Origin of the sequence: Yersinia sp. 2553 StPb PI (genome assembly GCF_052217105.1) — a bacterium.
Classification (GTDB): Bacteria; Pseudomonadota; Gammaproteobacteria; order Enterobacterales; family Enterobacteriaceae; genus Yersinia; species Yersinia enterocolitica_E.
In genome coordinates, this window is record NZ_JAZGPX010000002.1 from 2165238 (window position 1) to 2190689 (window position 25452).

Sequence of the window (25452 nt, forward strand, 5' to 3'; positions counted from 1 at the left end):
TTATAGATATATGACTTCATTCCTTTGTTTTTTTACTTCTGACTGAATTAATAAAATATTTTATAGGCTTGACTATCAGTGATATCATATTCTTACAAAATTTTATTATATTAATTTCCTCTCGCGAGCTATCCCTTTTATAGCAATCTAATTCATCCTTAATTTCATTGACTTTATTATTTAGCTCACAAACTTCTTGGTTAAGTTCATTAAGCTTACTAGTGAACTCACTAATTTCCTTTCTAAGTTCATTAAAAAGCATTTTCCTCTCCATAAGTTTTTCTAAATAATAGTTAAGATGAAAATTGCGGATTTCCTTTTCACTAGGATTTGAGAGTCTCCAGTCATAATAATTTTTATCATATAGAAACTCTAATGGAATTAAATAATTTAGAACAGTAAAATCAAGAAATTTACCAGCATATTCTCTATCCGTACATTCACTTAATAACTTGAATGGGGAATCACCTAAGATTATTGTCTTTTTTCCATATAAAATAGCTTCGAGACCAACACTAGAATTTATAGTCACTATATTCCGACATTTATCTATAAAATCTTGGGGAGTTAACACCTCACTATTTGCAGTTATCTCAGAGTAATTTATATATCCAGAAGGATGTTTACGAATCAAAATATCATTTGATAAAGAGCGACAATAATTTATCAACTCAAAATTAGAGAATCCATTTGAAAATGCAATAATATTTGAATCATCTTCTACTTGTAATGGAACACCAATATCATATACTTCTTCAATCAATCTTTCTTTTTCTTGCCCTTCTATTTTAAGTAAATTTAATAAGTAATTTCTATCAAACTGAGTAATCTCAATAAAATCTTTTTCTTTGCTAAAAGAAGTAAACCTTTTACTAGCTTCTGTATTGCCATTCACGCCGCTGAAATCAAAATAGCAAGTTCCTACATAATTAGGTGCTCGCAGAGGCCCCATCTCATTGTGTATAACTTTTATTTTCATCTGCTCAGCAATATAAGCAACACTAGGAATATTACACCACAGCACAATGGCAGAAATTTCATACTTTGATACTAAATCATTAAAAATGTCATTTAGTAAAATCTCAAGAGGTAAATACCGCTCAGTTAATAACTTTCCCCAAACAATATTTTTTGATTTGTATTTTTTCTCCAATTCATCAAATATTTCAGGATTGATTAAAACTTTATCAATCGATGTTAATAAATCTTCTGTGGGGATGTTAGCATCATAAGATGCTAACCAATTATCAGGTATATCAGCAGATGGAGGTTCGAAAATTTTTTTTTGGCCTATATGAATAGCATTTTTGATTGGAAACCTATCTAGTGCTAAATATAAGCTAGTTAAAAAAGTTTTATGCGTATATTTCACATCATAAGGTAACCAAAAGAATATATATTTATTATCTTTTTTGGAATACATATATATTTACCTGGCCTTGAACCTTTTCAACAGGCAACATTGCATTTTCATTCAACAATTGATGTGTATTGATTCCATGCTCATCAAATTGATAAACATCTTGGCCATACCATGTTAGCAATTCTAAACCATCGCTGAATTTAGATAAAAAATCTAAATGAGTGTAATGTCTAAAATGAAATTTATGTGGATTCAGATCTAAACTGTGTTTCTCCTGATTGGGTACAGAAACTATAATCAATCCATCTTTTTTACATGATTTTTTGATTTCGTCAAAAAGTTGTTCATCTTTATCTACGTGCTCAAGTGACTCAAAGCAGGTTATTACATCAAATACATTGACGGGCAATGTGAATGGAAAAAGTTTATTCGCGAAAATATTATTTTCTTTAACGTAATTTTTATTAGCTTCTAAGATCGCTTCAGAAGAACCATCAAGGCCAATAAAATTGGCCTGTTCGAATTCAGAAGATAACATAAAAATACCATATCCATTCCCGCAAAAAATATCTGCCGCATTTATGATGATGTGTTTTTTCTGTCTTATGATCTCTATAGCCAACTCATATCTTGACGTATGATCACGCCGAATACCATCAATTGTATTAGAGGTCTGCCGTTCACCGCTATAAAGGGAATAATCTTTAGTTTCATCTAAGTATTCTTCAACAGATACATTGCTAACTTCACTAGTATTCTGAGAATAATCTACGTTAGTAGTATCTTTATTATTTTTGAAAAATTTCAACATCTGCTGGAACATAAAGTATCCCTCCAAAATTATTTTTTAAAAGATTACTAGGGGTATTCACGGTAAATACCTTTGCACAAAAAACTCTATCATAAAAGTTAGGGGAATACGGGTCCTCTTTTATACCTATATCTACTCTGTAATCTCCCATAAAAAATGGTATTTTAAATCGCCAAGTTATAATAGACACCATACCCTTATTCATTAATGGAAGTCTCTTATTATAGTAATTGGAATTCATGCTGAGTAAAGGGAAACCTGCCTTATCTCCGATTAATAATCCGATAACGGCTCCTTCTGGGGTAGCGTCATTGCAACGAATGACAGCTTTAAATACTACCTCATCCTGGGCATAGAAAGTATTACTTTCAATCTCATCTGAGTTTAGAATATCAAAACTAATAAATTCTAGGCTCTTGGTTCCTGTGTCTATAAGTAATGAATTAGCCCGTAGATTAGGATCGACTTTAATCTCGTTCGCTGCAACCTCAGTATAATTAACCTCAACATTTTTAGAATTTTTATTGCTAGATTTGTTTTCAACAAGATCATTTTGGTAAAAATCACAAACAGTCGCAGCATCACCAATAGATTTAATCTTTCCATCAGCAATATAGATTGCTCTATTACAAAATTGTCTGACTTGCGCTAATGAATGACTTACGAAAAGAATAGTCACTTTATCCGCTAATAAAGAATTCATTCGCTGCATACATTTAGCTTGAAATGCCAAATCCCCGACACTTAATGCCTCATCGACAATTAAAATATCAGGTTTTACGGCTGTAGCAACAGAGAATGCTACTCTTGCCTGCATCCCACTTGAATAAGTTCTTACTGGCTTATCAAAATAATCTCCCACGGCGGCAAAGCTTTCAATCTCCGGCATAATGCCACTGATCTCTTCTTGACTGAAGCCTAAAAGTTGCCCTGCCATATACGCATTCTGCCGTCCTGTGAAATCGGGATGAAAGCCCATACCTAGCTCGAGCAACGCAGCAACTCTTCCCTCAGTGTGTATTGAGCCAGTTGTAGGTGTCGTCGTCCCAGTGATCATCTTTAGTAACGTACTTTTCCCTGCACCATTTACGCCAATAATACCTATAGAATCCCCAGGATTAATAGTAAAGGTTATATCTCTTAATATCCATTTTTCAGTATGTCTTTTTTTAGCCGGAATAGAGATCCACTCGATAAACCTACTAAATTTATTCGGATATTGCTTATAAGCTTTTCCGACATTATTTACTATGATACTACTCATTATAGTTCATCCACCATGTCTGCCGAGTGTTTTTTAAATAGCTTAAATCCTAGATAACAAAAGACAATAGATAATACAATGACTAATTTTAGTGGTCCCACTTGTGGCCATTGACCATGAACAAAAATGTTCTGATAAGAATTAATCAGTCCAGCCATTGGATTCCATCTAATTAATTTTTGCGCCCATTCGGGTAGTGTTCCAACCATATATACTATTGGAGTAAACCAAAACCAAAATTGGAGTAAGATACTAATAAATTGCCCAACATCTCGGAAGAAAACATTGATCACACCTACGGTCATTCCTAGACCTATGGAAAAGACTATCTGTAGTATAAGAAGAGGGACCATTGCTAGAATAACGACTCCAGGAAAATTCCCACTTAGTATTAAAAATATAATAAAGATAGTGAATATTATAATGAAATTAAGTAGTGATGAAATGCTAATAATAATTGGTAAGCATATTCTAGGGAAGTTTAATTTTTTTAATAAATTTGCATTATCGGTAAATACATTTTGACTTCTAGATATAATCTCCGCAAAAAGCCCCCAGGTTAAGATGCCTGAACACAAATATATACTGTATGAAAAGGATCCAGATGTTTGTGGTAACCTAGCTTGCATTAATTGAGAAAAAATGACAGTGTAGACGATAATCATGGATAACGGTTGTAATACTAACCAAGAAATACCCAGCATACTCATCTGATAGCGCGATTGAAAATCACGCTTTACGCTGCCAAAAATAAACCCTCGATAGCGATATATTGCCAATAACATCTCTTTCACTGTTATTCCCTACCTAGTAATTCTAAAATTTCCTGAGTCTTATCATTCATTAGTTCAATATTAGCTAAAGACTCAACATTCAAGCGCACAACCGGCTCTGTATTCGACGTTCTTAAATTAAAGCGCCAGTCGCTGTATTCAATATTGACACCATCGGTTAAATCAATATTGGTCGCATCAGGTTCGTAAATAGCTCTAATTTGAGCAATACGTTTGTGAGCATCAGTGAGTTTACGGTTAATCTCACCAGAGGCCGGGAATGCTTTCATTCGCTCACCCACAAATTGGCTCAAAGACATATTTTTGACGCAAAGCAATTCAGAAACTAACAACCATGGAATCATACCACTATCACAGTATGCAAAATTTCGGAAATAGTGGTGGGCACTCATTTCTCCACCATATATTGCATCTTCTTTACGCATTCTTTCTTTGATAAAGGCATGTCCCGTTTTTGACATAATTGGAATGCCACCAGCTTTTTCTACTATATCTATAGTATTCCAAGTCAAACGCGGATCATGAATAATCTTGGCACCAGGTTCTTTTTTCAAAAAAGCTTCAGCTAATAAACCAACAATATAATAACCTTCAATAAATTGCCCACTCTCATCGAAGAAGAAACAGCGGTCGAAATCGCCATCAAATGCTATGCCCATATCTGCACCAGATTCGGTAACAGCTCTTGCAGTGTCCGCTCGACATTCAGGTAACAGCGGATTAGGGATTCCATTGGGGAAATTACCATCAGGCTGATGGTGAACTGTTACAAATTCTATAGGGAGATGAGCTGCAGTAAAACGTTTTTCAATTTCATCAATAACATGTCCGGCCGCACCATTACCGGAATTTACTACTAACTTCAAAGGCTTGGTAAAGTTTTTAAAGTCAATATAGCCCATCAAATGATCAATATATTCATTAAGGACCGATACCTTCTTATAACTCCCTCTTTTACTTTGAACTGGTACAGTAAAGTTATTTTCTTCAGCAAGTTTTTGGATATCGCATAACCCTGTATCACCGCTAATGGGTTTAGCATTTTCTCTAACTAACTTCATACCGTTATAATTCATCGGATTATGGCTAGCTGTTACTTCGACTCCACCATCAACACCTAAATAAAATGTGGCGAAATAGATTTCTTCTGTTCCACTTAAACCAATATCTAATACATCGCTACCAGCATCCATCAAACCTTCTGCCAATGCCATTTTCAATGATTCACTAGTTAAACGAACATCGCCACCGACAACGATAGTTTTTGGTTTTAGATATTCACCAAAAGCTCGACCAATACGGTAAGCAATATCTTCATTCAACTCTGGACCTAATTGACCACGGATATCATAAGCTTTAAAACAAGTTAAGGTATTCATTGTTTCCTCTAAATCAGCAACGGCCATAATGGTCTTTAACTCGAATAATATCGTCATCGCCTAGATAAGAACCTGACTGTACTTCAATAAGCTCAAGTGGGATCTTACCGGGGTTTTCCAACATATGAAGTGAACCAATAGGGATGAATGTCGATTGATTTTCAGTAATTAAAAATGTTTTGTCGCCAATCGTCACTTTTGCTGTTCCTGATAACACAATCCAGTGCTCTGCCCGATGATGATGCATCTGCATGGAAAACGCGCCACCAGGTTTAACTGTAATCCGGTTAACATTAAAACGCTGTTCATTAACCACAATATCGCAGCGCCCCCAAGGACGATAAGTTTCTCGGTGACGGCGATACTCGCTACGTTTCGTCTGCTTGAGATATTCAACGATCTTTTTAACGTCTTGTACTTTAGATTTATCTACCACTAGCACCGCATCTTTAGTGCTGACAATGACTAAATTATCCACACCAACTGCAGCAACTAATTTCTCATCAGTATTGATATAGCAATTCTGTGTATCATGCAGGAATGTATCACCTGTAGTGGCATTACCTGATTTATCTTTGTTACTCACATCCCAAAGTGCGGACCAAGAACCAACGTCACTCCACCCCGCATCCAGCGGCACCACTACGGCGTTATTTGTTTTCTCCATTACCGCATAATCGATTGACTCATCAGGGCAGGCACTGAACTGATCTTTATCTATAGTGATGAAATCTTTGTCTGAATCAGAATCCTTCATCGCAGCTTTACAAGCATCAAGAATGTCTGGTCTAAATTTCTCTAACTCTTGAATATAACGTTTGGCCCGAAACATAAACATGCCACTATTCCAATAATATTCACCAGAATTGATATATTGTTCAGCAGTTTCTAAATTAGGTTTCTCAACAAACCGCTTGACGCTAAAAGCTTCCAAAGCCTCTTTGACTGTCGATTCTCCACGCTGAATATAACCATAACCCGTTTCTGGGCCGGTCGGAACAATCCCGAATGTTACCAGGCAATCCTTTTTAGCAAAAGGAATCGCACCGATAATAGCCTGGTGGTATGCATTACAGTTATTGATGATATGGTCAGCAGCCAACACCAACATTATCGGGTCGTCGCCTTGAGAGATAGCATTTAATGCGGCTAAAGCAATTGCAGGGGCAGTGTTGCGGCCAACGGGTTCTAATATTATATTATGTGAAAGTTTATTAATTTGTCGCAACTGCTCTGCGACCAGGAAACGGTGTTCTTCGTTACAAATGACAACCGGTTCTCTGACAGAAATCCCTTCTAAACGATTTACAGTTTCCTGCAACATCGAATTCACCCCGTGCAAGCGTAAAAATTGCTTTGGATAGAGTTCTCTTGACATCGGCCACAGGCGGCTGCCCGTACCGCCAGCCATAATCACGGGAAGTAACATCATATATCCTTAATCACCATAAAGTTTGAACTAAAGAGGTACCGCCACAACAAGTGAGAATGAAAACCATTTCACTTTAAATAATATGCTATTAAATAATTAGTTTTTACAATGCTACCGCCCTTGGCTTTTCAGCTACCAATAGCTATTGGGTCACATTTACAGCATAGTTTACGCATATCTTGCATTGCAGAATGCATGATTTTAGCAAGGAAAACACACCCAATTAATCATTTTATTTTATGGCTATTATATAGCATTAACTTTGACTTTAACTAGGAAACATCTGTGATTTTTATATGTTCACCAGAATGCGCATACCATAATAATATATCCACTTCAACCATTTAGATGTAAGTTTACGGCAGTTCTCTAGCATACTTTTTATTTTCAATCTCATCCAATTTTTATATTTAGATTTGAAAATTCCCAAGTATAAGCCCATTATTCACTTTGGCGGCATAAGCCGTAGAAATCAAAGGTGAAATTGGATATATGGAATGGATCGCAGATCCTACTATTTGGGCAGGACTGGCAACGCTGGTAGTGCTCGAAATTGTATTAGGCATTGACAACCTGATATTTATCGCCATTTTGGCAGAAAAGCTTCCACGTCATCAACGAGATAAAGCCAGAGTTACCGGTTTACTGTGCGCACTGTTGATGCGTTTGGTGCTGTTAGCCAGTATTTCATGGCTGGCCACATTAACGGCTCCCTTGGTCACCTTATCTGGCCACCCGTTCAGCGCCCGTGACTTAATCATGCTGGTCGGTGGGGTATTCCTGCTCTTTAAAGCCACCATGGAGTTAAACGAGCGGCTTGAAGGCAAGGACCAGCATCAAGGTCAGCAGCGCAAAGGTGCACGATTTTGGCCGGTCGTCGCACAAATTGTGGTGCTGGATGCCATATTCTCGCTCGATTCGGTTATTACTGCCGTCGGTATGGTAGACCACCTCGCGGTCATGATGGCTGCGGTCTGTATTGCCATAGGTTTGATGCTGTTGGCCAGTAAGCCATTAACCCGTTTTGTCAACGCGCATCCAACCATTGTCATACTCTGTCTGAGCTTCTTACTGATGATCGGTTTCAGCTTAGTGGCTGAAGGCTTTGGTTACCATATTCCAAAAGGATATCTGTACGCTGCGATTGGTTTCTCCGTCATTATTGAATCGCTCAATCAATTCGCACAATTCAATCGCCGTCGCTTTTTGTCAACGGTTAGACCGTTACGTGAAAGAACCGCAGAAGCAGTGTTACGTATGCTAAGTGGCAAACACGAAGAGGCCGAGCTGGATAACCATACTGCTAACCTGATCGCTGATAATACCAGTGTCGGCCAAGAGGTGTTCAATGAGCAGGAACGCCGCATGATTGAACGGGTGTTGGGGCTGGCGCAACGTACCGTGAGCAGCATCATGACATCACGGCATGATGTTGAGTATCTGGATCTTAACGATCCGCCAGAGAAACTGACTCAGTTGCTGACAAAAAATTTGCATACCCGAATTGTGGTTACTGAAGATAGTTCGACAGATGAACCCTTGGGCGTTATTCACGTCATTGATTTATTAAGGCAACAGTTAGCAGATGAAAAGCTCGACTTACGCGCATTGATTCGCCAACCGTTGATTTTCCCCGAGCAGGTTTCGCTGTTGATGGCATTAGAGCAGTTCCGTCAGGCACAGACGCATTTTGCCTTTGTCGTGGATGAATTCGGTTCCATCGAAGGGGTGGTTACCCTGACCGATGTGATGGAAACCATTGCTGGTAATCTGCCCGTGGCCGGTGAAGAGTTGGATGCCCGTCATGATATTCAGCAAACCGAGGATGGTTGCTGGATTGCGAATGGCTATATGCCGCTGGAAGATTTGGTGCTCTATCTGCCGCTACCTATCGATGATAAACGTGAATATCACACCTTGGCCGGGTTAATCATGGAGTATACCCAGCGCATCCCACAGGTCGGTGAACAGATGAAAATTGGTGACTACCTATTTGAGCCCTTGGAAGTCAGCAGCCATCGTATCTTGAAGGTAAAAATAACACCGCTGAAAGTGCCTGACCCAGATTATGAAGTGTAATAAACCATCGTGATTTGGCGTAAAAGCCGGGTAAACTCGCCCGGCTTTTTTATCGTGATAGATTGTGATTACAAGTGCACAGGCACCAGAATCTCAGTGGCAACAATCACCACCACCAACCCGACTAAAACCGGTACCGAGGTGCGTTTCACCACTTCAAATGGTGAAATTTTTGCCATACCAGCAACAGCAACCACCACGCCTGAAACCGGGGATAAAGTACGCCCCAAATTTGAAGCCTGTAGCATCGGAATAACCAGATAGGCTGGATTTATCCCCATCTGAGCTGCCAGTTTTGGAATCAATTCAACAAACGCATAGAACGGCGCATTGCCTGACCCGGTGGTCATGGCCGCCAGCATCGTAATCACCACCAGTACCAGCATCATAATAATGCCACCGGTACCAAAAGATTGAGCTAGCCCAATCAGACCACTGATAAAACCAACGGTACTCAACCCTTGTGCAAATACCCCGGCGGCAACCAAAAGCATTACTACAGTAGCAAACGCATCGGCCATGCCACGATAAGCCACCTCAAGGCCGGTAAATACCGTTTTAGCACTGAAGCTGCGTAAGAATTCAATGACGGCGGCAATCAGCATGCAAATCACCAACACCGTAATAATATGCAGTTCCGGCCCCCATTTACCGTCAAATATCAACACGCCGATAATCGGGGTAAAGGGTAAAATGGCGTAGAAACCCGGCGCATTGGTGGTGATGTCATTAACATCCATCATCTCATGCTTTTCCTGACTTTTATTATCCAGATAGCGCTGCCAGAAGAAGTGAGCGATAGCCATGCAGACAATCGCGGCAATAGAGATAGGTAAGGTGGTTTTAAAAGCAAAATCGACTAATGGCATCTCAGAGGCTTTCGCTGCCAGTACCACATCGCCTGAGGTTGGCGCGAGAATAATTGCCGCCGGTGATGCACAGATTGCAGCTGCGGCACCCCGACTGATACCGACGTTAACCATCACTGGGAACAGTGTCGCCATCAGTAACACGCCCAACCCGGTTGCCGATGATACCGCCAACGACATCAAGCAGGCCACAAGATAAGCCGCAACCATCAGTAAGTATGGGGAATTGATCATTTGCAGTGGTTTAGAGGCAATCTTAACCACGACATCATTGGCACCGATATGGGTCATATAAGCCGCAAAGCCACATAGCATCATGATCATCATGCCAAGATCGCCACCACGGCTCATCAGCAAGATTTTGACATATTCAACAATGTCCGTCGCCCGCCAGCCGGTTGAGGTCGCACTGGCAGGTAATACATTCTTGCCCATTAAGGCACTGATAATTAATAGCAGTAAACCACCGACCATCAGCACACCTGTTGCTGAATAGCCTTTAATAATATAACGGCCTACACCTACGGCCACGACTATCCCAATCAAAAGATCTAACATATACCCTCTCTGAATCTTGCCTGTTGCTGTGTGTTGCTAAATATTGCTTCAGCATTATTATCGTTAAAATACTTAAATGGCTCTGCACTCTGCCCAAAGTCCATCGGCGAGTTTATGACATCTATCAATGATTCGCAGAGATTTTAGAAACAAATAGTAGTTTGTGAGCAAGAGAGAGGATTTTATGTTTTGAATGGCGAGATTGGCGAACAATTACACAACAAATGGATAACAGTATGCCGTCATTATCTCCGATAAACAGCCATGCCTATCGGAGATAATGGGTAATTAAAGCTTATCGATAAGCTTTTTAAGATCTTTGCTAGCACGGTTTTGTTGATTACGCTCAGCCCAATCATTGAGTGCTTTTTTAGCTCGTTGCTGTAATTCATTACGCAACAACTGTTCGACATTCAATTGATAGCTAAGCTGAGTCCACGGACCATAAATGCGCAGAGGGATATCAGTACCTTGCAACATTTTTACCAGGCTATCTTGCCCGCTCCAGCCTTGCATAACCCGTACCGCCAGATTCATATCACATTGCTGTTCGGGTAAATTAAGTGACCCGTTACCTTTAATGGAAATCAACGCCGAATCGGCACTAAGATTACTGACTTTCATTGATCCTCGGTGCAAAGCCAGGCTCGCTTGTAGCTGTGTAACCTCAGTATAACGCTCATAACGATCCTGACCTTTGACATCACTGGAACTGCGGGTCACCGCCTGTTGAATAAGCTGTTGAATATTCAGCCCTTCCAGCCGCGCATTAGTCATGCCGAACTGCGCATCCCCCTGCCAACGGTGGTTGAATGCCTCAACATTAAGACCATCACCAGACAACTGAGCTTTCATGGAAAATTTGCCCGTCATCATCGGCGGCAAACCGGCGGCCAATAGAACCGGCCCCAATTCCATATGGTTTATCACTGGGTTAACGGTAGCCAGAACCCTCTTGCCCGTCACATCCAGTGAGCCTGGCAACGAAAAATCGCCCTCAACCGCACTACCGGTTAAGCGGCTAATCTCTACATTCCCGCGCTGATTAGAGGCTTGAAGATTGAGTTGACTGATTTTAATCGCCCGATAGACCAGGTTATTCGCCGTTAGCGATATTTGGGCGGTAAAGTCGCGTAATGCTTGCAAGTCCTGCCCGACATCATCCTCAGCCTGAATCGCAATCACCGGCGCTGTCACGGCAAGCTGTTTGGCCGTTTCTTTGCTGACAACCGTACTTTTAGACTCCCAACCAAAAATAGAGTCCAGATTAAGATTGTCGGCAGCCAAATTGATAACATAATCAGGTACCTTCCCCAAGGTGGCCTTGGCGGTCCCCGTCAACTGGTTGTTATTAGCTGAGAAGCTCAGTTGGTTCAGCAATAATTGTTGAATATCGTGTTGATAACTGGCTTGTAGTGTCCCTTCGCCGCTCACGCCGCCAACAGGAATATCCGCACCTTCCAATTTATAACTGAATTGGCTGATATTGGCGCTGTACTGCTGTGGATAATGGCGCATGTCTGCATCCGCGACCATTGAGAAAGTCACATCACGTTGGTTACGGTTAACACGGCTGGAGAGAGAGATATGTACTTGGCGTTGGGCATCTTGTTGAAGTTCAAGATTGATATCACGTACATTGACTTGATCATTGTCTGCCCGCTGCCAAATCAACAGGCTATCAGCGATTTGTACTTTATTAATGTCGAGCTTCCAGGCACGGTGCTCATTAACAGGCACATTACCGGATGGTGCAACAGGAGCGTCAGGCTGTTGTTGGGCTTCACTGTCGGGCGTCAAGCGGATAACCGCCCCTTTCAACATCACCTGTTTTACTTCAAGTTGATGTGATAATAGAGGCCAAAGTTTGACATCCAGGCGCATATTTTCAGCACTGACAACCGGTGCCGCCGCACCGGGGGCAGTCAGCGCGGTCCGGCCAGCAATAATGCTAAGCTGGGGCCAGACATGCCAGCGCAAATCCCCTTCCAGTTGCAACTGATAACCACTTTTTCTCTCTACCTGTTTGACCATGTAGGCGCGAAAGTCATTAGGATTAACCAGCAATACTAATGCGCTCATCCCTGCAACTAACACAACCAGCAGGATAATTAACGTCGTCAGTAATCGTCTCATGACATCCTCTTGTCTAATCAGGCTAAAAAGTCCAAACAGGCTAAACTTTCCGCAAGAAATGGCTAATCTTTATCGATACGACTGGCTACAGCGCCTTGTTGACCGCGATATTTTGCGTCCTGACGGCTATTATAAGGGCGCGCTGCCGGGCCGGAGAGTGGTTCAAAACTCAGCGCGCCAATTAACATCCCTGGGCGTAGCGCTAATGGCAGCTTACCTGAATTATAGAACTCCAGCACAATCCTGCCTTGCCAACCCGGATCTATACGGTGTGCGGTAACATGCACCATTAATCCAAGGCGAGCTAATGAGGAACGACCATCAAGCCAGCCGACCAAGTCATCAGGGATTGTCACCGACTCCAGTGTCACTGCCAGCGCCAACTCCCCTGGATGCAGGAAGAATGCCTCCCCTTCCGGCAGATTGATTTCATCGCTCATGACGCGTTCCAGCGCTTCGCTGACTTCATCCTTCGGGCCGCTTAAGTCAATAAATGCCGCCGTGTGACCATTGAATACACGGAATTGGTTGCCTAAGCGAACATCGACTGTGGCACCATTGATACGTTCTACCGGTGGGCGAGGATCAATACCTAATTTACCGCTGTCCAGCCAGGCTTCTATGTCACGATCGCACAGTCTCATTGCTAAAATCTCCATCAAAATTCGCATGTTACAGCTTATCTACTACGCAAGCTGCCATATTAAGAAGCAAAGGTCCAGACGAACATTACTCAAAGAACTGACTGATTTTCGCTTTTAGAATATCGATCGCAATTCGGTTCTTACCACCGCGAGGAACGATAATGTCAGCATATTGTTTGGACGGTTCTATAAATTGCAGAAACATTGGACGCACAGTCTTCTGATATTGCGCCATCACAGAATCCATCGAACGACCACGCTCATTAACATCACGCTTCATACGGCGCATCAGGCAGATATCCAGCGGGGTATCAACAAAGATCGAGAAATTCATCTCCTGACGCAGACGGATATCGGTCAACAACAAGATCCCTTCCAAAATAATCACTTTTTTGGGTTCTAAATGGACGGTCTCTTTTTTGCGGGTGTGCTCAGTGTAACTGTAAAGCGGCAGTTCAATCGACCGGCCTGCTTTCAACGATTGCAAATGCTCCAGCAATAAGTTGTGATCCATGGCACTGGGATGGTCATAGTTGGTTTTGACCCGCTCTTCCATTGACAGATGACTCTGGTCTTTGTAATAACCATCCTCAGGGATAACGCCGATATGTTGGTCACCTACCTGCTCGCGTAATTCGCGATACAGCGTGCTGGCGATAAGACTTTTTCCGGAGGCTGAGGCACCCGCTATCCCGATAATGACGCACTGGTGTGCTTTGTCAGTCATAAAATTAAAGACCTGATTACGAAGTGTGAGGGGAGACAAAGCACGCTAGGTGCTTCGAGCGCGGCAATTATAAGGAGTTAGCGGGTTTGATGCCAGCACTATACCCTGCGTCTTTGACGCCGCAGGGGTGTTAGCGGCTCTCACGCACCCGAATCACTGACTTATGTCAGCTCATCGGGATTTATTCGTTTGCTGCCTACCTGCAACGCCAATGACTTTGGGCATAATTTTGCGTCTTTGACGCCGCAGGGGGGTTAGCGGCTGTTACACCGCGCGGAATGAGATTTCCGTTGGGATAGCTTCCCCTTGCCAGTACATCTCTGCCGCCACATTTGATGCCAGTTGGCGATAGATATCAGCAAATTCACTGTCAGGGTGGCTAATAACCGTTGGTTCGCCGCGATCAAGATCTTCGCGCAAAGAAATATGCAATGGAATTTGGCCCAACAGTTTGCAATGGTACTTCTGCGCCAGTTTCTCCGCCCCGCCGGTGCCGAAAATAGGCTCCAAATGGCCGCAATTGCTGCAAATATGCATGCTCATATTTTCAATAATACCCAACACTGGCACATGCACTTTCTCAAACATCACAATGCCTTTCATGGCATCGATTAAGGCAATGTCTTGTGGCGTTGTCACCACCAATGCTCCCGTCACCGGAATATTTTGCGACAGCGTCAACTGGATATCACCGGTACCCGGTGGCATATCAATCACCAAATAATCCAAATCCGGCCATAAGGTGTCTTGCAGCATCTGCATCAATGCCTTACTGGCCATTGGGCCGCGCCACACCATAGCGTTCTCATCAGTGACCAGATAACCAATCGAGTTAGTCGCCAGACCGTGAGCCATGATCGGTGCCATATGCTTGCCGTCAGGGGACGTTGGCCGCTGATTCATGGTTCCAAGCATATTGGGAATGGAAGGGCCATAAATATCGGCATCCAGAATGCCGACTTTGGCCCCCTCTTCCGCCAATGCCAGTGCCAGATTAACGGCGGTACTGGATTTCCCCACACCACCTTTACCCGAGCTGACAGCCACAATATTACGCACGCCTTTGATACCCGGCTGATCATTGGCACGTTTGAGCGTGGTGATATTATGTGACAGTTTCCAATCAATAGCTTTAGCACCAGTCACTGCCAGCAATTCCCCGCTGACCGACTCTTTCAATGCATCAAAACCATATTGCCAGGCAAACGGCATCACCAGCTCGATATGCAACACATTGTCCAATAAGGCGCAATGGTGAATAGCACGCAGGGTATGGAGATCCTTTTGCAAGGTTGGGTGAGTAAAGGCCGTAAGAACCTTTGAAATTTGTGATTGCAGCAGGTCAGGGGTGGTCTGCTCGGGGGATTTTGGGCTCATCCCGGCTCCTTGAATTTATCGTTATTAACCAATGATAGTGTACCAGAACTCAGTTGCCCCTGTGTCACCAAAGTAAACCGATTATGACTTAAGGCAAAGTGCAGGTTGCCTTACCCTAGCGGCAAGCCAGCATATCGGTTAACATCAAAGACCCTTTAATCGACATAAAGAAAGCAATTTCCCACTATGGCTCAAGTCGCGAAAAAAATATTGGTGACGTCCGCGCTACCATACGCTAACGGTTCTATACATCTCGGCCACATGCTCGAGCACATCCAGGCAGATATCTGGGTCCGTTTCCAGCGAATGCGCGGCAACCAGGTTCATTTTATCTGTGCAGATGATGCCCACGGCACCCCGATCATGCTGAAAGCTCAGCAACTGGGTATCGAACCAGAGCAGATGATTGCCGAAATGAGCCAGGAACACCAACAGGATTTCGCCGGTTTCGCTATCAGTTATGATAACTATCACTCCACTCACAGTGATGAAAACCGTGAACTGTCGAGCCTGATATACAGCCGTCTGAAAGCAAACGGTTATATCAAGAATCGCACCATTTCTCAGCTCTATGACCCTGAGAAAGGCATGTTCCTGCCCGATCGTTTTGTCAAAGGCACCTGTCCGAAGTGTAAAGCGCCAGATCAATATGGCGATAACTGTGAAGTGTGTGGCGCAACCTACAGCCCGACTGAACTTATCGATCCAAAGTCGGCAGTTTCTGGTGCGACTCCGGTGATGCGCGAATCTGAACATTTCTTCTTCGACCTGCCGGCCTTCAGCGATATGTTGCAAGCCTGGACGCGTTCTGGCGCGCTGCAAGAGCAAGTTGCGAACAAAATGCAGGAATGGTTTGAGTCTGGCCTACAACAGTGGGATATCACCCGTGATGCGCCCTACTTCGGTTTTGAAGTACCGGATGCGCCAGGTAAATATTTCTATGTCTGGCTGGATGCCCCAATCGGCTATATGGGGTCGTTTAAGAATCTGTGCGACAAGCGCGGCGATCTGGACTTTGATGAGTTCTGGCGTGAAGGTTCTGAAACCGATCTTTATCACTTTATTGGTAAAGACATTGTTTACTTCCATAGCCTGTTTTGGCCTGCCATGTTGGAAGGCAGCAATTTCCGCAAACCGACCAATATCTTTGTTCATGGTTATGTCACGGTAAACGGCGCGAAAATGTCGAAATCACGCGGCACATTCATTAAAGCCAGCACCTACCTGCAACACTTTGATGCCGATTGCTTGCGTTATTACTACGCCGCGAAACTCTCTTCGCGCATTGATGATATTGATTTAAATCTGGAAGATTTTGTCCAGCGTGTTAATACCGATATCGTCAATAAAGTTGTGAATCTGGCTTCTCGTAATGCAGGTTTTATCAATAAACGCTTTGGCGGTAAATTAGCCGACCAGTTGGCAGATCCGGTGCTGTATAAAACCTTCACTGATGCGGCTATCAGCATTGCAGATGCCTATAACAGCCGCGAATCAGGCAAAGCTATCCGTGAAATTATGGCACTGGCTGATATTGCCAATCGTTATGTTGATGAACAAGCCCCGTGGGTGATAGCGAAAGAGGAAGGTCGCGATGCCGACCTACAAGCGGTTTGCTCCTTGGGTATCAATCTGTTCCGCGTACTGATGACTTACCTGAAACCGGTATTGCCATCGCTGACTGAACGTACTGAGGCTTTCCTCAATACCGAACTAACGTGGGATAGCATTCAACAACCGCTGTTAGGCCATCAGATCAATACCTTTAAAGCCCTGTTCAATCGTATCGAGTTAGATAAAGTTAACGAAATGGTTACTTCGTCTAAAGCGGATATGGCACCAACAGTGGTAGCCACCGGGCCATTAGCTGACTCTCCGATTCAGGAAACCATCAGTTTTGATGATTTTGCTAAAGTGGATATGCGTATTGCGCTGATTCAGCAGGCAGAATTTGTTGAAGGCTCTGATAAGTTATTGAAACTGACTTTGGATATCGGCGGCCAAACTCGCCAGGTCTTCTCTGGCATCCGTTCTGCATATCCTGACCCGAAAGTATTGGAGGGCCGATTGACCATGATGGTGGCTAACCTGGCACCACGCAAAATGCGCTTCGGTCTTTCAGAAGGTATGGTGATGGCGGCAGGCCCTGGCGGTAAAGATATCTTCCTGCTTAGCCCAGACAGTGGTGCCCAACCCGGCATGCAAGTGAAATGATTTGATGTATGACAGTGTTCTCTGACGAAAGTGGTTGTCAGGGAATAACTAAATTGTCAGGAAATAGCAAAAATGCCGGTCAGGGGAAACCTAACCGGCATTTTTTATCGCACAATGTTGGTAATGGTGGACAACCGCTCCCGTTGCCATGCCTCCAACCAAAACAGCATATTAATAAATAAGCTTAATGAGAAAATAAGAAACAGAATACTGTCCAGCAAAGAAACCTTAATTAGCGCATTAATAATAATATTCTTATGATGTTTCATCTCGACAAAACCTGATGCGAAAAACCAAAATACGCCGATGGCGCCTAATAAATTTAACATCACAACCGGCCAATGCCACCTTGCCAGTAAAAAGAAAATCCACGACAGTAACATCAGGGAAATAATGGCATCATCCAGTTCAAATAATAGAAAGAAACTTATATATAATGCACTAAAGCAAGCAATAGTGAGACCAAACGGATACTCTTCCGTTATAACAGCAGCAAATTGTTTTTTTCGCTCACAATCTGGCAACTTCACATCATAAATATTGATAAATATCAGATACAGTAAAAATAAATCTGATAAGAATGAGGTAACTGTATTATGTATAACCATTTCAATAATGGGGAAAAGATGAAAAACCAACCAATAAGGCGTCAGATTTTGGTAGGTTAACCGATTGAAGCAAGGCAGCAATAAGACTAATGAGTAGACTGCGGGGAAAACCTGAATCGATAAAGACAAGACTTCATCTGCTAAATCAGGAAATAGTATTATTATTAAAAAAATGAGTACCGTCAATGCGAATAAATAGAAATAAAAACTCACTGCGTGACAGATAAAAATAGATATTCTTATAGGTAAAACAGCACAAACTCAGTTGTGTTCTATCAGCACTCTCCTGCCTGAATTTATATAGACTGCTAACTTTTTCCATAGTGACTTTAATCCTTTAAATATCATTAACTTTAAAATTGCAAAACCTATCTATATTATGGAATTGAACCTCTATTATTGATTACTACACATTTTCATTAGGGTATCAGTACTGAGCAAACAACGAAATAAAAAATTAATCCTAATAAAAATAAGGGAATACTCAACGCAAGAATAAACCATTGCAATAGAAAGGTTATTAAGCCTATTTCCTCGCAGCATAATAATCCACTAGCCCTATTTTGCTGCTTATTTAAGCCATCCAAACTAAAAGATATAACCCAATCCAAAAATTCATAACAAAGTTAATTCCTAATCAAAATAGTTATGGTTATGATGCTGTACAGCGGCGAATAGACGTCTAGACACAAAGATAGCCATAACAACGACAACACCACTCACTTTGCATAACTTATCGACACCATGACGGAGTTTTGGATGAAAAAAATTGCTTCCCCTTTACTGGCCCTGAGCCTACTGACAGCACTGCCGGTATTCGCAGCGGACACCGCCACGGTAGCCCCGATCCCAGATGCTATCGCCAAACATCCAGGGCAGATTAAAATTGCCGTGATCCGTAACCTGGGATCTGATGACAACACCACTCAATTTTTGTCCGGTGTATTAAAAGAAGGTAAAAAGCTCGGTTTCAAAGTCGATACCTTCTTGAGCAACGGTGACGACGCCCGTTTTCAAGACTTTGTGAATCAGGCCATCAGCCAAAAATATGACGGCATCATTCTCTCTCAGGGGCGTGACCCGTACTCAACCGAACTGGTTAAACGGATTGCAGCCAGCGGCATTGCGGTATCGGTGTTCGATACCGCTATTCAGGGCGAGATTCCCGGCCTGACCGTCACTCAGCAGGATGATGCATCCCTGACCAATGAATCCTTTGGCCAATTGGTCAAAGACTTCAACGGTAAAGCCAATATCATCAAGCTTTGGGTTGCCGGTTTCCCACCGATGGAACGTCGCCAGGCCGCTTATCAGGCACTGCTAAAACAGAATCCGGGTATTCATGAACTGGAGTCTATCGGAGCCGTGTCTTCTGATGTGCAGGGTGATACCGCCAATAAAGTCGGTGCCGTATTGGCAAAATATCCGAAAGGCAAAATCGACGCAATCTGGGGAACTTGGGATGCCTTTACTCAAGGCGCTTATAAAGCCTTACAGGAAAATGGCCGTACCGAGATCAAACTCTACAGCATTGATATATCGAATCAGGATTTACAACTGATGCGTGAAGCCAATAGCCCATGGAAAGTCAGTGTTGCCGTCGATCCTAAACTGATTGGAGCCGTTAACTTACGTTTGGTCGCCAAGAAGATTGCTGGGGAAGAGACGCCTGCCAGTTATGAGTTCCGTGCTGCATCCATTCCACAAGCCTTGCTGGCCAGTCAACCCGGCGCGGTTAACGTGGCAGGCTTGAGTAAAATCATTCCGGGCTGGGGCCAATCCGATGATTTCAACTCACCCTGGTTCGCCACCCTTGCCGCCAAAAACGGCCAGTAAATCTAACCGACTGGGAGTGAAATAGATGGCAACGCAAGCTTCCTTGCCACAACCCGAATACAGCCGCAATATGCGGCTGATTGGCCATAGCAATCAGGGCGGAAAACCCGACGGTGTACAGGTAATGGTGCACCGTGGCTATGCCTATGTCGGCCATATGGTATCGCAAGGGGTATCAATTATTGATGTGCGGGATGCGAAAAATCCGCGCCCGGCAGGTTTTATCGCCGCTCCCCCCAATACTTGGAACGTACACTTACAAGTCCATGATGACCTGCTGCTGGTGATTAACGCACGCGACCTGTTTGCCGACGCCAGTTTTGCGCAAGAGAAAGTCTATTACACCCGCTCCGTGGCACAAACCGTCAGTACCCGGCAGGAAGGTCGCAGTTGGAGTGCCGGTTTACGTATTTTTGATATTTCGATACCGGATAGACCGCGTGAAATTAGCTTCCTGCCGCTTGATGGTATTGGTATTCATCGCATCTGGTATGTTGGCGGCCGCTGGGCTTATGTTTCTGCATTGCTGGATGGCTACAGTGATTATATTTTCCTGACCATTGATCTGGCTGACCCGCAAAAACCACAGGTGGCGGGGCGTTATGCTTTACCCGGCATGCACACTGCGGCGGGTGAGCAACCAAGCTGGCCAGAAGGCAAACGTTACGCATTGCATCATGCCATTATCAGCGGTGATACAGCCTATAGCAGTTGGCGCGATGGTGGACTGACCCTGCTGGATGTCTCTGACCGGCATGAGCCGAAACTGATCAGCCATCGCAACTGGAGCCCCCCCTTTGGTGGCGGCACCCATACTGCACTTCCATTGCCAGACCGCGACCTATTAGTGGTGCTGGATGAGGCGGTGCTGGATAATCAGGAAGATGGTGAAAAGCATATTTGGCTGTTCGATATTCGTGAGCCAAGCAATCCGGTGAGTATCTCAACTTTTCCGGTACCTGATGAGCGGGATTACGTCACAAAAGGGGCGCATTTCGGCCCGCACAACCTGCATGAGAACCGCCCAGGCAGCTTTATCAGTTCGTCACTGATTTTTGCTACCTATCAAAATGCCGGAGTGCGCGCTTACGACATCAGTAACCCATACCAACCGAAGGAAACCGGTGCATTAGTGCCTGCAGCCCCGGAAAAAATGGTGGATAAACGCCCTGGTCGGCCACAAGTTATTCAGTCATGTGATGTGTTTGTTGATGCACAAGGGATTATCTACAGCACCGATTATAACGCTGGGCTGTCAATCATCGAATATTTAGGTTAATTATCCTCTTCGTCCTTGACGTTACTGCTATGTTAGCGGTAACGCCCATGACCTTGGCGATATCAATTACTGGCAGATCGATTCAGGCCGATCTGCTGCTTACAAAAATTTTTCCTCCCTCCCCCCTCTCTTTATCGCCGCAATAGTCTAATGTAGTTGGTTGAGCCACTGTCGTAGCGCTGTGCGAGTCATTCTTTTTATTAGAAATAATCCGCATAGATATATCTTATTATCCAAATAATTAAAAAAGAAAATGCCATGAAAGGATTTCCATCACGTGTCACCAATTTATTGATTGCTTCGCTGGTCCTGACTATTGGGCGAGCTATCACCCTGCCCTTTATAACTATCTATTTGGCTGAGCATTTTCAGTTGGCTCCCGATAAAGTCGGGCTGGTGTTAGGGGCAAGTTTGACGTTAGGTATTTTCACTAGCCTATATGGTGGCTATCTGGTGGACAAATTCAATAAAAAGCTATTGATTTTGCTCGCAATAAGTCTGTTTTCTGCCACATTTTTTACTTTGCCATGGATTGAGCATCCGGCCTGGATCATTCTGATTTTGGCGCTGCTGCATTCGGCCTACTCGGTTTACAGTATCGCGCTCAAAGCCTGTTTTGCTGATTGGCTGCCAGTAAATGAACGTATTAAAGCCTTTTCAGCTAACTACACACTGGTCAATGTCGGCTGGGCGGTGGGGCCGGCGATGGGGGTTTTGGTGGTTGGTTTTGGCTCACAATTGCCTTTTATCATTTCGGGTGTATTGGCGTTGCTGGTCGCGGTGGCGTTGAAATTCAGAATAAGCAGTACCGATATGTTAGCAACAGAACATTCAGCCAGCGAATCGGTACCGGATTTCCGCCAAACATTTACTATCTTACGTTGTGATAAACGGCTGATTTACTTCACCCTGGGCAGTATGCTCAGTGCCATTGTCTTTGGCCAATTCTCGGGTTATTTATCTCAATATCTGATTACGGTGTCAGATGCTAAATTTGCCTATCAGGTGATCGGTGCAGTAATGACCGTTAATGCAACTATTGTGATTACCCTGCAATACTTATTAAGTCGCCGTATGAATCAGCAGAACTTAATGCGCTGGCTGATGTTTGGCACCCTGTTCTTTATCATTGGCCTACTCGGATTTATGGCGGCTCAAGATTCAATTCCACTATGGATGCTGGCAATGGCGATTTTCTCATTGGGCGAAATTATTGTTATCCCAGTCGAATACTTGTTTATCGATTTTATTGCTCCAGTGAATCTCAAAGGCAGTTACTATGGGGTACAAAATCTCGGTCAGTTAGGCGGAGCGATTAATCCGGTACTTTGTGGCTTCTTGCTAGCCTGGGCCGCACCGCAGATGATGTTCTATATGCTGATTATCGCGGCTATTTTGGGGCTGGCATTTTTCTATCGTGGCTATCGATTGGCTAAGACGCAGTCGGCTCAACCCCATCAGGTATCAGAACATACCCAATAGGCGCCCAGATGCAGCAAGGCGGGCTGCGAATAAGTTATGTGTAGTAGCAAATCAACACGCTCACAGTTTGATACATGATGAGTCTATTATTCATAGTGTGACAGCTAGCACATAATCAAACTTAATTGTATGATGAATGCACTCCGTAACTCAGGACCTTTTCTATGCGCAATGTGACTTCACTTTGCTGGCAGTACCTGCGGGCTTTCGCCATTATTTATCTGTGCTTATGGGCGGGTAAAGCACTGGCTTTGCTGCTGCCTATCACCATCCCTGGCAGTATCATTGGGATGCTGATTCTATTTGCTCTGCTGGCATCCCAGATATTGCCTTCAATCTGGGTGAAACCCGGTTGCCACCTACTGATCCGTTATATGGCGCTGTTGTTTGTGCCGATTGGTGTCGGTGTGATGCAGTACTACGACCAACTGACTAAACAGTTTGGTCCCATCGTAGTTTCCTGCTTTGTCAGCACCCTAATTGTCATGTTGGTGGTGGCTTACAGTTCTCATTATGTTCACCGCGAACGCAAAGTCATTGGTTCTCCTACCCATACCGAGGACGACAAATGATCAGCAATTTATGGTGGTCACTGCCACTCACCTTAATCGTATTCTTTGGTGCGCGTCGCTTAGCCCGCTGGCTGAAAATGCCACTGCTTAACCCATTATTGATATCGATGGTTGTTATCATTCCATTGCTGCTGGTCACGCATATGCCCTATGCCAACTATTTTGCTGGCAGCAAAGTATTGAATGATTTACTGCAACCCGCCGTGGTGGCGCTAGCTTTCCCGCTATATGAACAATTGCATCAAATTCGCGCCCGCTGGAAATCCATTATCAGTATCTGTTTTATTGGCAGTATTACCGCCATGGTTAGTGGTACGGCGGTCGCCCTGTGGATGGGAGCAACCCCGGAGATTGCGGCTTCGGTATTGCCTAAATCTGTCACCACACCTATTGCCATGGCCGTCGCTGAGTCTATCCATGGCTTACCCGCCATCAGCGCAGTATGCGTCATTTTTGTCGGTATTTTGGGTGCGGTATTTGGCCATAGCTTGCTAAATTTATTAAAGATAACCACTAAGGCCTCGCGAGGTTTAGCCATGGGTACCGCCTCCCATGCACTGGGCACCGCCCGTTGTGCTGAAATGGACTTTCAGGAAGGTGCATTTAGCTCACTGGCACTGGTAATCTGCGGGATTATCACTTCACTGTTGGCTCCTTTCCTATTCCCGGTGTTACTCCATTTGTTCGGCTAATGGCGTGAGACCCTGACGCGCAAACGCACATCAGGGTCTACAGTAACAAGGGGAAATAGCGCCTGTTTTCAGGTTTAAATTTGAGATACATCTCTCATTTGAGATTTTACTTGCATCGATTTCATTGGTAATGAGATCTTAATCACATCAAGAAGCCCCTAAGCTGCCTAAAATAGTTTCCCGTTACTCTTGGAGAGACTCCCTATGCAAGCACGTTTTCATGCCCCTTGGGCTAAGCTACCCGCTTCACTGCAATCAGCACTTGAACCTATTCTGAGCGCAAACGATTTCCCTGCCATGTTGACAGCGAAGCAAGTGGAAACGGTAAAAAGCATCAGTGGGTTGGATGACAATGCGCTGGCATTCGCGTTGTTGCCGCTGGCTGCCGCGTGTGCGCTGGCGCCAATCTCTCATTTTATGGTTGGTGCTATCGCTCAGGGGAGCAGCGGCAACCTCTATTTTGGCGCCAATATGGAGTTTAGCGGTGTACCGCTACAACAAACCATTCATGCCGAGCAGTGTGCGGTTACTCATGCCTGGTTACGCGGCGAAGCCAGCCTGGTCGCAATTACTGTTAATTACACTCCCTGTGGTCATTGCCGCCAGTTTATGAATGAGCTGAATAGCGGAACCGACCTGCATATCCATTTGCCGGGCCGCCCTGCCGCAACCCTGGGTCACTATTTGCCTGACTCTTTCGGCCCGAAAGATTTGGATATCACCACGCTGCTGATGGATCCGGTGTTTCATGGCTACACCGTAGCTGAAACCGATGCACTGACTCAGGCAGCCCTCGAAGGTGCGAACCACAGTCATGCTCCTTATAGCAATGCTCATAGCGGTGTTGCATTGGAAGCGGCTGATGGTGCTATCTATGTGGGCCGTTATGCAGAAAATGCCGCCTTCAACCCCAGCCTACCACCGCTGCAAGCTGCATTGATCCTGACCAACATTACCGGTGGGGATTGCGCGGCCATTCGCCGTGCGGTGCTGATTGAGGGCAGTAATCCGACACTGACTCAGTGGGATGCCACACTGGCAACACTGGCAGCCTTAGGTTGCGATGATGTAAAACACGTGACATTTTTGCCTAAATAACACCCAACTAATTGGGGGTTACATGGCTAACCCCCAGTTATCACGCTAATCCTACCGATTCCCCTAAATAGCAGTGAAACTCATTCCCGCGTGTACGACCTGATAAGTCATCTGGTATTCCAAGCCATAAGCTGGCCTGAGCGATGCCGATCATAGCACCGAGACCTCGCAACGAATGACGCCTGGTTCCAATAAACTGCTCAGCTAAATCTGCAAGTTAACTCGCACTTTTACCGAT

Annotated in this window: 19 protein-coding genes and 1 pseudogene; 8 read left to right on the top strand and 12 right to left on the bottom strand. The window is 44.1% G+C overall.

Annotated features, from left to right (window positions below):
• Window positions 1-16: 16 nt before the first annotated feature.
• Genes V2A84_RS11480 through V2A84_RS11505 form a run of 6 tightly spaced genes read right to left on the bottom strand, consistent with a single transcriptional unit; the run spans window position 17 to window position 7040 of the window.
• On the bottom strand, window positions 17-1423 hold the full coding sequence (locus tag V2A84_RS11480) for a GT99 family glycosyltransferase N-terminal domain-containing protein (protein ID WP_083159347.1): 1407 nt from the start codon (window positions 1421-1423) through the stop codon (window positions 17-19).
• On the bottom strand, window positions 1404-2186 hold the full coding sequence (locus tag V2A84_RS11485; RefSeq protein WP_083159348.1) for a class I SAM-dependent methyltransferase: 783 nt from the start codon (window positions 2184-2186) through the stop codon (window positions 1404-1406). Before V2A84_RS11485 ends, V2A84_RS11480 begins: the two co-directional genes overlap by 20 nt.
• Complete coding sequence (locus V2A84_RS11490) at window positions 2152-3438, bottom strand: ABC transporter ATP-binding protein (RefSeq protein WP_442847967.1); 1287 nt, start codon at window positions 3436-3438, stop codon at window positions 2152-2154. The genes V2A84_RS11485 and V2A84_RS11490 overlap by 35 nt, the downstream gene beginning before the upstream one ends.
• On the bottom strand, window positions 3438-4223 hold the full coding sequence (locus V2A84_RS11495) for an ABC transporter permease (RefSeq protein WP_083163770.1): 786 nt from the start codon (window positions 4221-4223) through the stop codon (window positions 3438-3440). The genes V2A84_RS11490 and V2A84_RS11495 overlap by 1 nt, the downstream gene beginning before the upstream one ends.
• 11 nt (window positions 4224-4234) lie before the next feature.
• The gene (gene cpsG, locus V2A84_RS11500) at window positions 4235-5611 is read right to left on the bottom strand and encodes a phosphomannomutase CpsG (RefSeq protein WP_083163773.1); all 1377 of its coding nucleotides are present in this window, start codon (window positions 5609-5611) and stop codon (window positions 4235-4237) included.
• 13 nt (window positions 5612-5624) lie between these two features.
• A complete protein-coding gene (locus tag V2A84_RS11505) occupies window positions 5625-7040 on the bottom strand; it encodes a mannose-1-phosphate guanylyltransferase/mannose-6-phosphate isomerase (protein WP_083159350.1) in 1416 nt (471 codons plus the stop codon).
• Between the two features lie 495 nt (window positions 7041-7535).
• On the opposite strand from V2A84_RS11505, the gene V2A84_RS11510 reads away from it, so the two are divergent.
• Window positions 7536-9122, top strand: a complete 1587-nt coding sequence (locus V2A84_RS11510) for a TerC family protein (RefSeq protein WP_083159351.1) — start codon at window positions 7536-7538, stop codon at window positions 9120-9122.
• A 68-nt stretch (window positions 9123-9190) separates the two neighbouring features.
• Here the strand turns inward: V2A84_RS11510 and dcuC are convergent, their stop codons facing one another.
• The 5 genes from dcuC to apbC all read right to left on the bottom strand — a co-directional run bounded on the left by dcuC (window position 9191) and on the right by apbC (window position 15433).
• Window positions 9191-10549, bottom strand: coding sequence for an anaerobic C4-dicarboxylate transporter DcuC (dcuC, locus tag V2A84_RS11515; protein ID WP_005187706.1), 1359 nt, complete (start codon window positions 10547-10549; stop codon window positions 9191-9193).
• Between the two features lie 288 nt (window positions 10550-10837).
• The gene (gene asmA / locus V2A84_RS11520) at window positions 10838-12685 is read right to left on the bottom strand and encodes an outer membrane assembly protein AsmA (protein WP_083159352.1); all 1848 of its coding nucleotides are present in this window, start codon (window positions 12683-12685) and stop codon (window positions 10838-10840) included.
• 62 nt (window positions 12686-12747) lie between these two features.
• Window positions 12748-13329 carry a dCTP deaminase gene (gene dcd, locus V2A84_RS11525; protein WP_032906849.1) on the bottom strand — a complete coding sequence of 194 codons (582 nt, stop codon included), beginning with the start codon at window positions 13327-13329 and terminating at the stop codon, window positions 12748-12750.
• Window positions 13330-13414: 85 nt separating this feature from the next.
• Entirely contained in the window at window positions 13415-14056 is a 642-nt protein-coding gene (udk, locus tag V2A84_RS11530; RefSeq protein WP_083159353.1) for a uridine kinase, read from the bottom strand.
• A 264-nt stretch (window positions 14057-14320) separates the two neighbouring features.
• Window positions 14321-15433, bottom strand: coding sequence for an iron-sulfur cluster carrier protein ApbC (gene apbC / locus V2A84_RS11535; RefSeq protein ID WP_083159354.1), 1113 nt, complete (start codon window positions 15431-15433; stop codon window positions 14321-14323).
• A 186-nt stretch (window positions 15434-15619) separates the two neighbouring features.
• Here apbC and metG point away from each other — a divergent pair, with 186 nt between their 5' ends.
• Window positions 15620-17647 carry a methionine--tRNA ligase gene (gene metG / locus V2A84_RS11540; RefSeq protein WP_083159355.1) on the top strand — a complete coding sequence of 676 codons (2028 nt, stop codon included), beginning with the start codon at window positions 15620-15622 and terminating at the stop codon, window positions 17645-17647.
• 104 nt (window positions 17648-17751) lie between these two features.
• Here the strand turns inward: metG and V2A84_RS11545 are convergent.
• Window positions 17752-18577: pseudogene (locus tag V2A84_RS11545) on the bottom strand (hypothetical protein).
• Window positions 18578-19014: 437 nt separating this feature from the next.
• Here V2A84_RS11545 and V2A84_RS11550 point away from each other — a divergent pair.
• From V2A84_RS11550 to cdd, 6 genes are all read left to right on the top strand, one after another.
• Window positions 19015-20091, top strand: a complete 1077-nt coding sequence (locus V2A84_RS11550; protein WP_193784687.1) for a sugar ABC transporter substrate-binding protein — start codon at window positions 19015-19017, stop codon at window positions 20089-20091.
• Between the two features lie 25 nt (window positions 20092-20116).
• Window positions 20117-21370: an LVIVD repeat-containing protein gene (locus tag V2A84_RS11555; protein ID WP_442848858.1), complete on the top strand. Its 1254-nt coding sequence runs from the start codon at window positions 20117-20119 to the stop codon at window positions 21368-21370.
• 258 nt (window positions 21371-21628) lie between these two features.
• Window positions 21629-22852, top strand: coding sequence for an MFS transporter (locus V2A84_RS11560; RefSeq protein ID WP_442847971.1), 1224 nt, complete (start codon window positions 21629-21631; stop codon window positions 22850-22852).
• Between the two features lie 164 nt (window positions 22853-23016).
• Window positions 23017-23424, top strand: coding sequence for a CidA/LrgA family protein (locus V2A84_RS11565; protein WP_083159360.1), 408 nt, complete (start codon window positions 23017-23019; stop codon window positions 23422-23424).
• Window positions 23421-24116: a CidB/LrgB family autolysis modulator gene (locus tag V2A84_RS11570; protein WP_032906846.1), complete on the top strand. Its 696-nt coding sequence runs from the start codon at window positions 23421-23423 to the stop codon at window positions 24114-24116. Before V2A84_RS11565 ends, V2A84_RS11570 begins: the two co-directional genes overlap by 4 nt.
• A 204-nt stretch (window positions 24117-24320) precedes the next feature.
• Window positions 24321-25214, top strand: coding sequence for a cytidine deaminase (cdd, locus tag V2A84_RS11575; RefSeq protein ID WP_372558455.1), 894 nt, complete (start codon window positions 24321-24323; stop codon window positions 25212-25214).
• Window positions 25215-25452 lie beyond the last annotated feature (238 nt).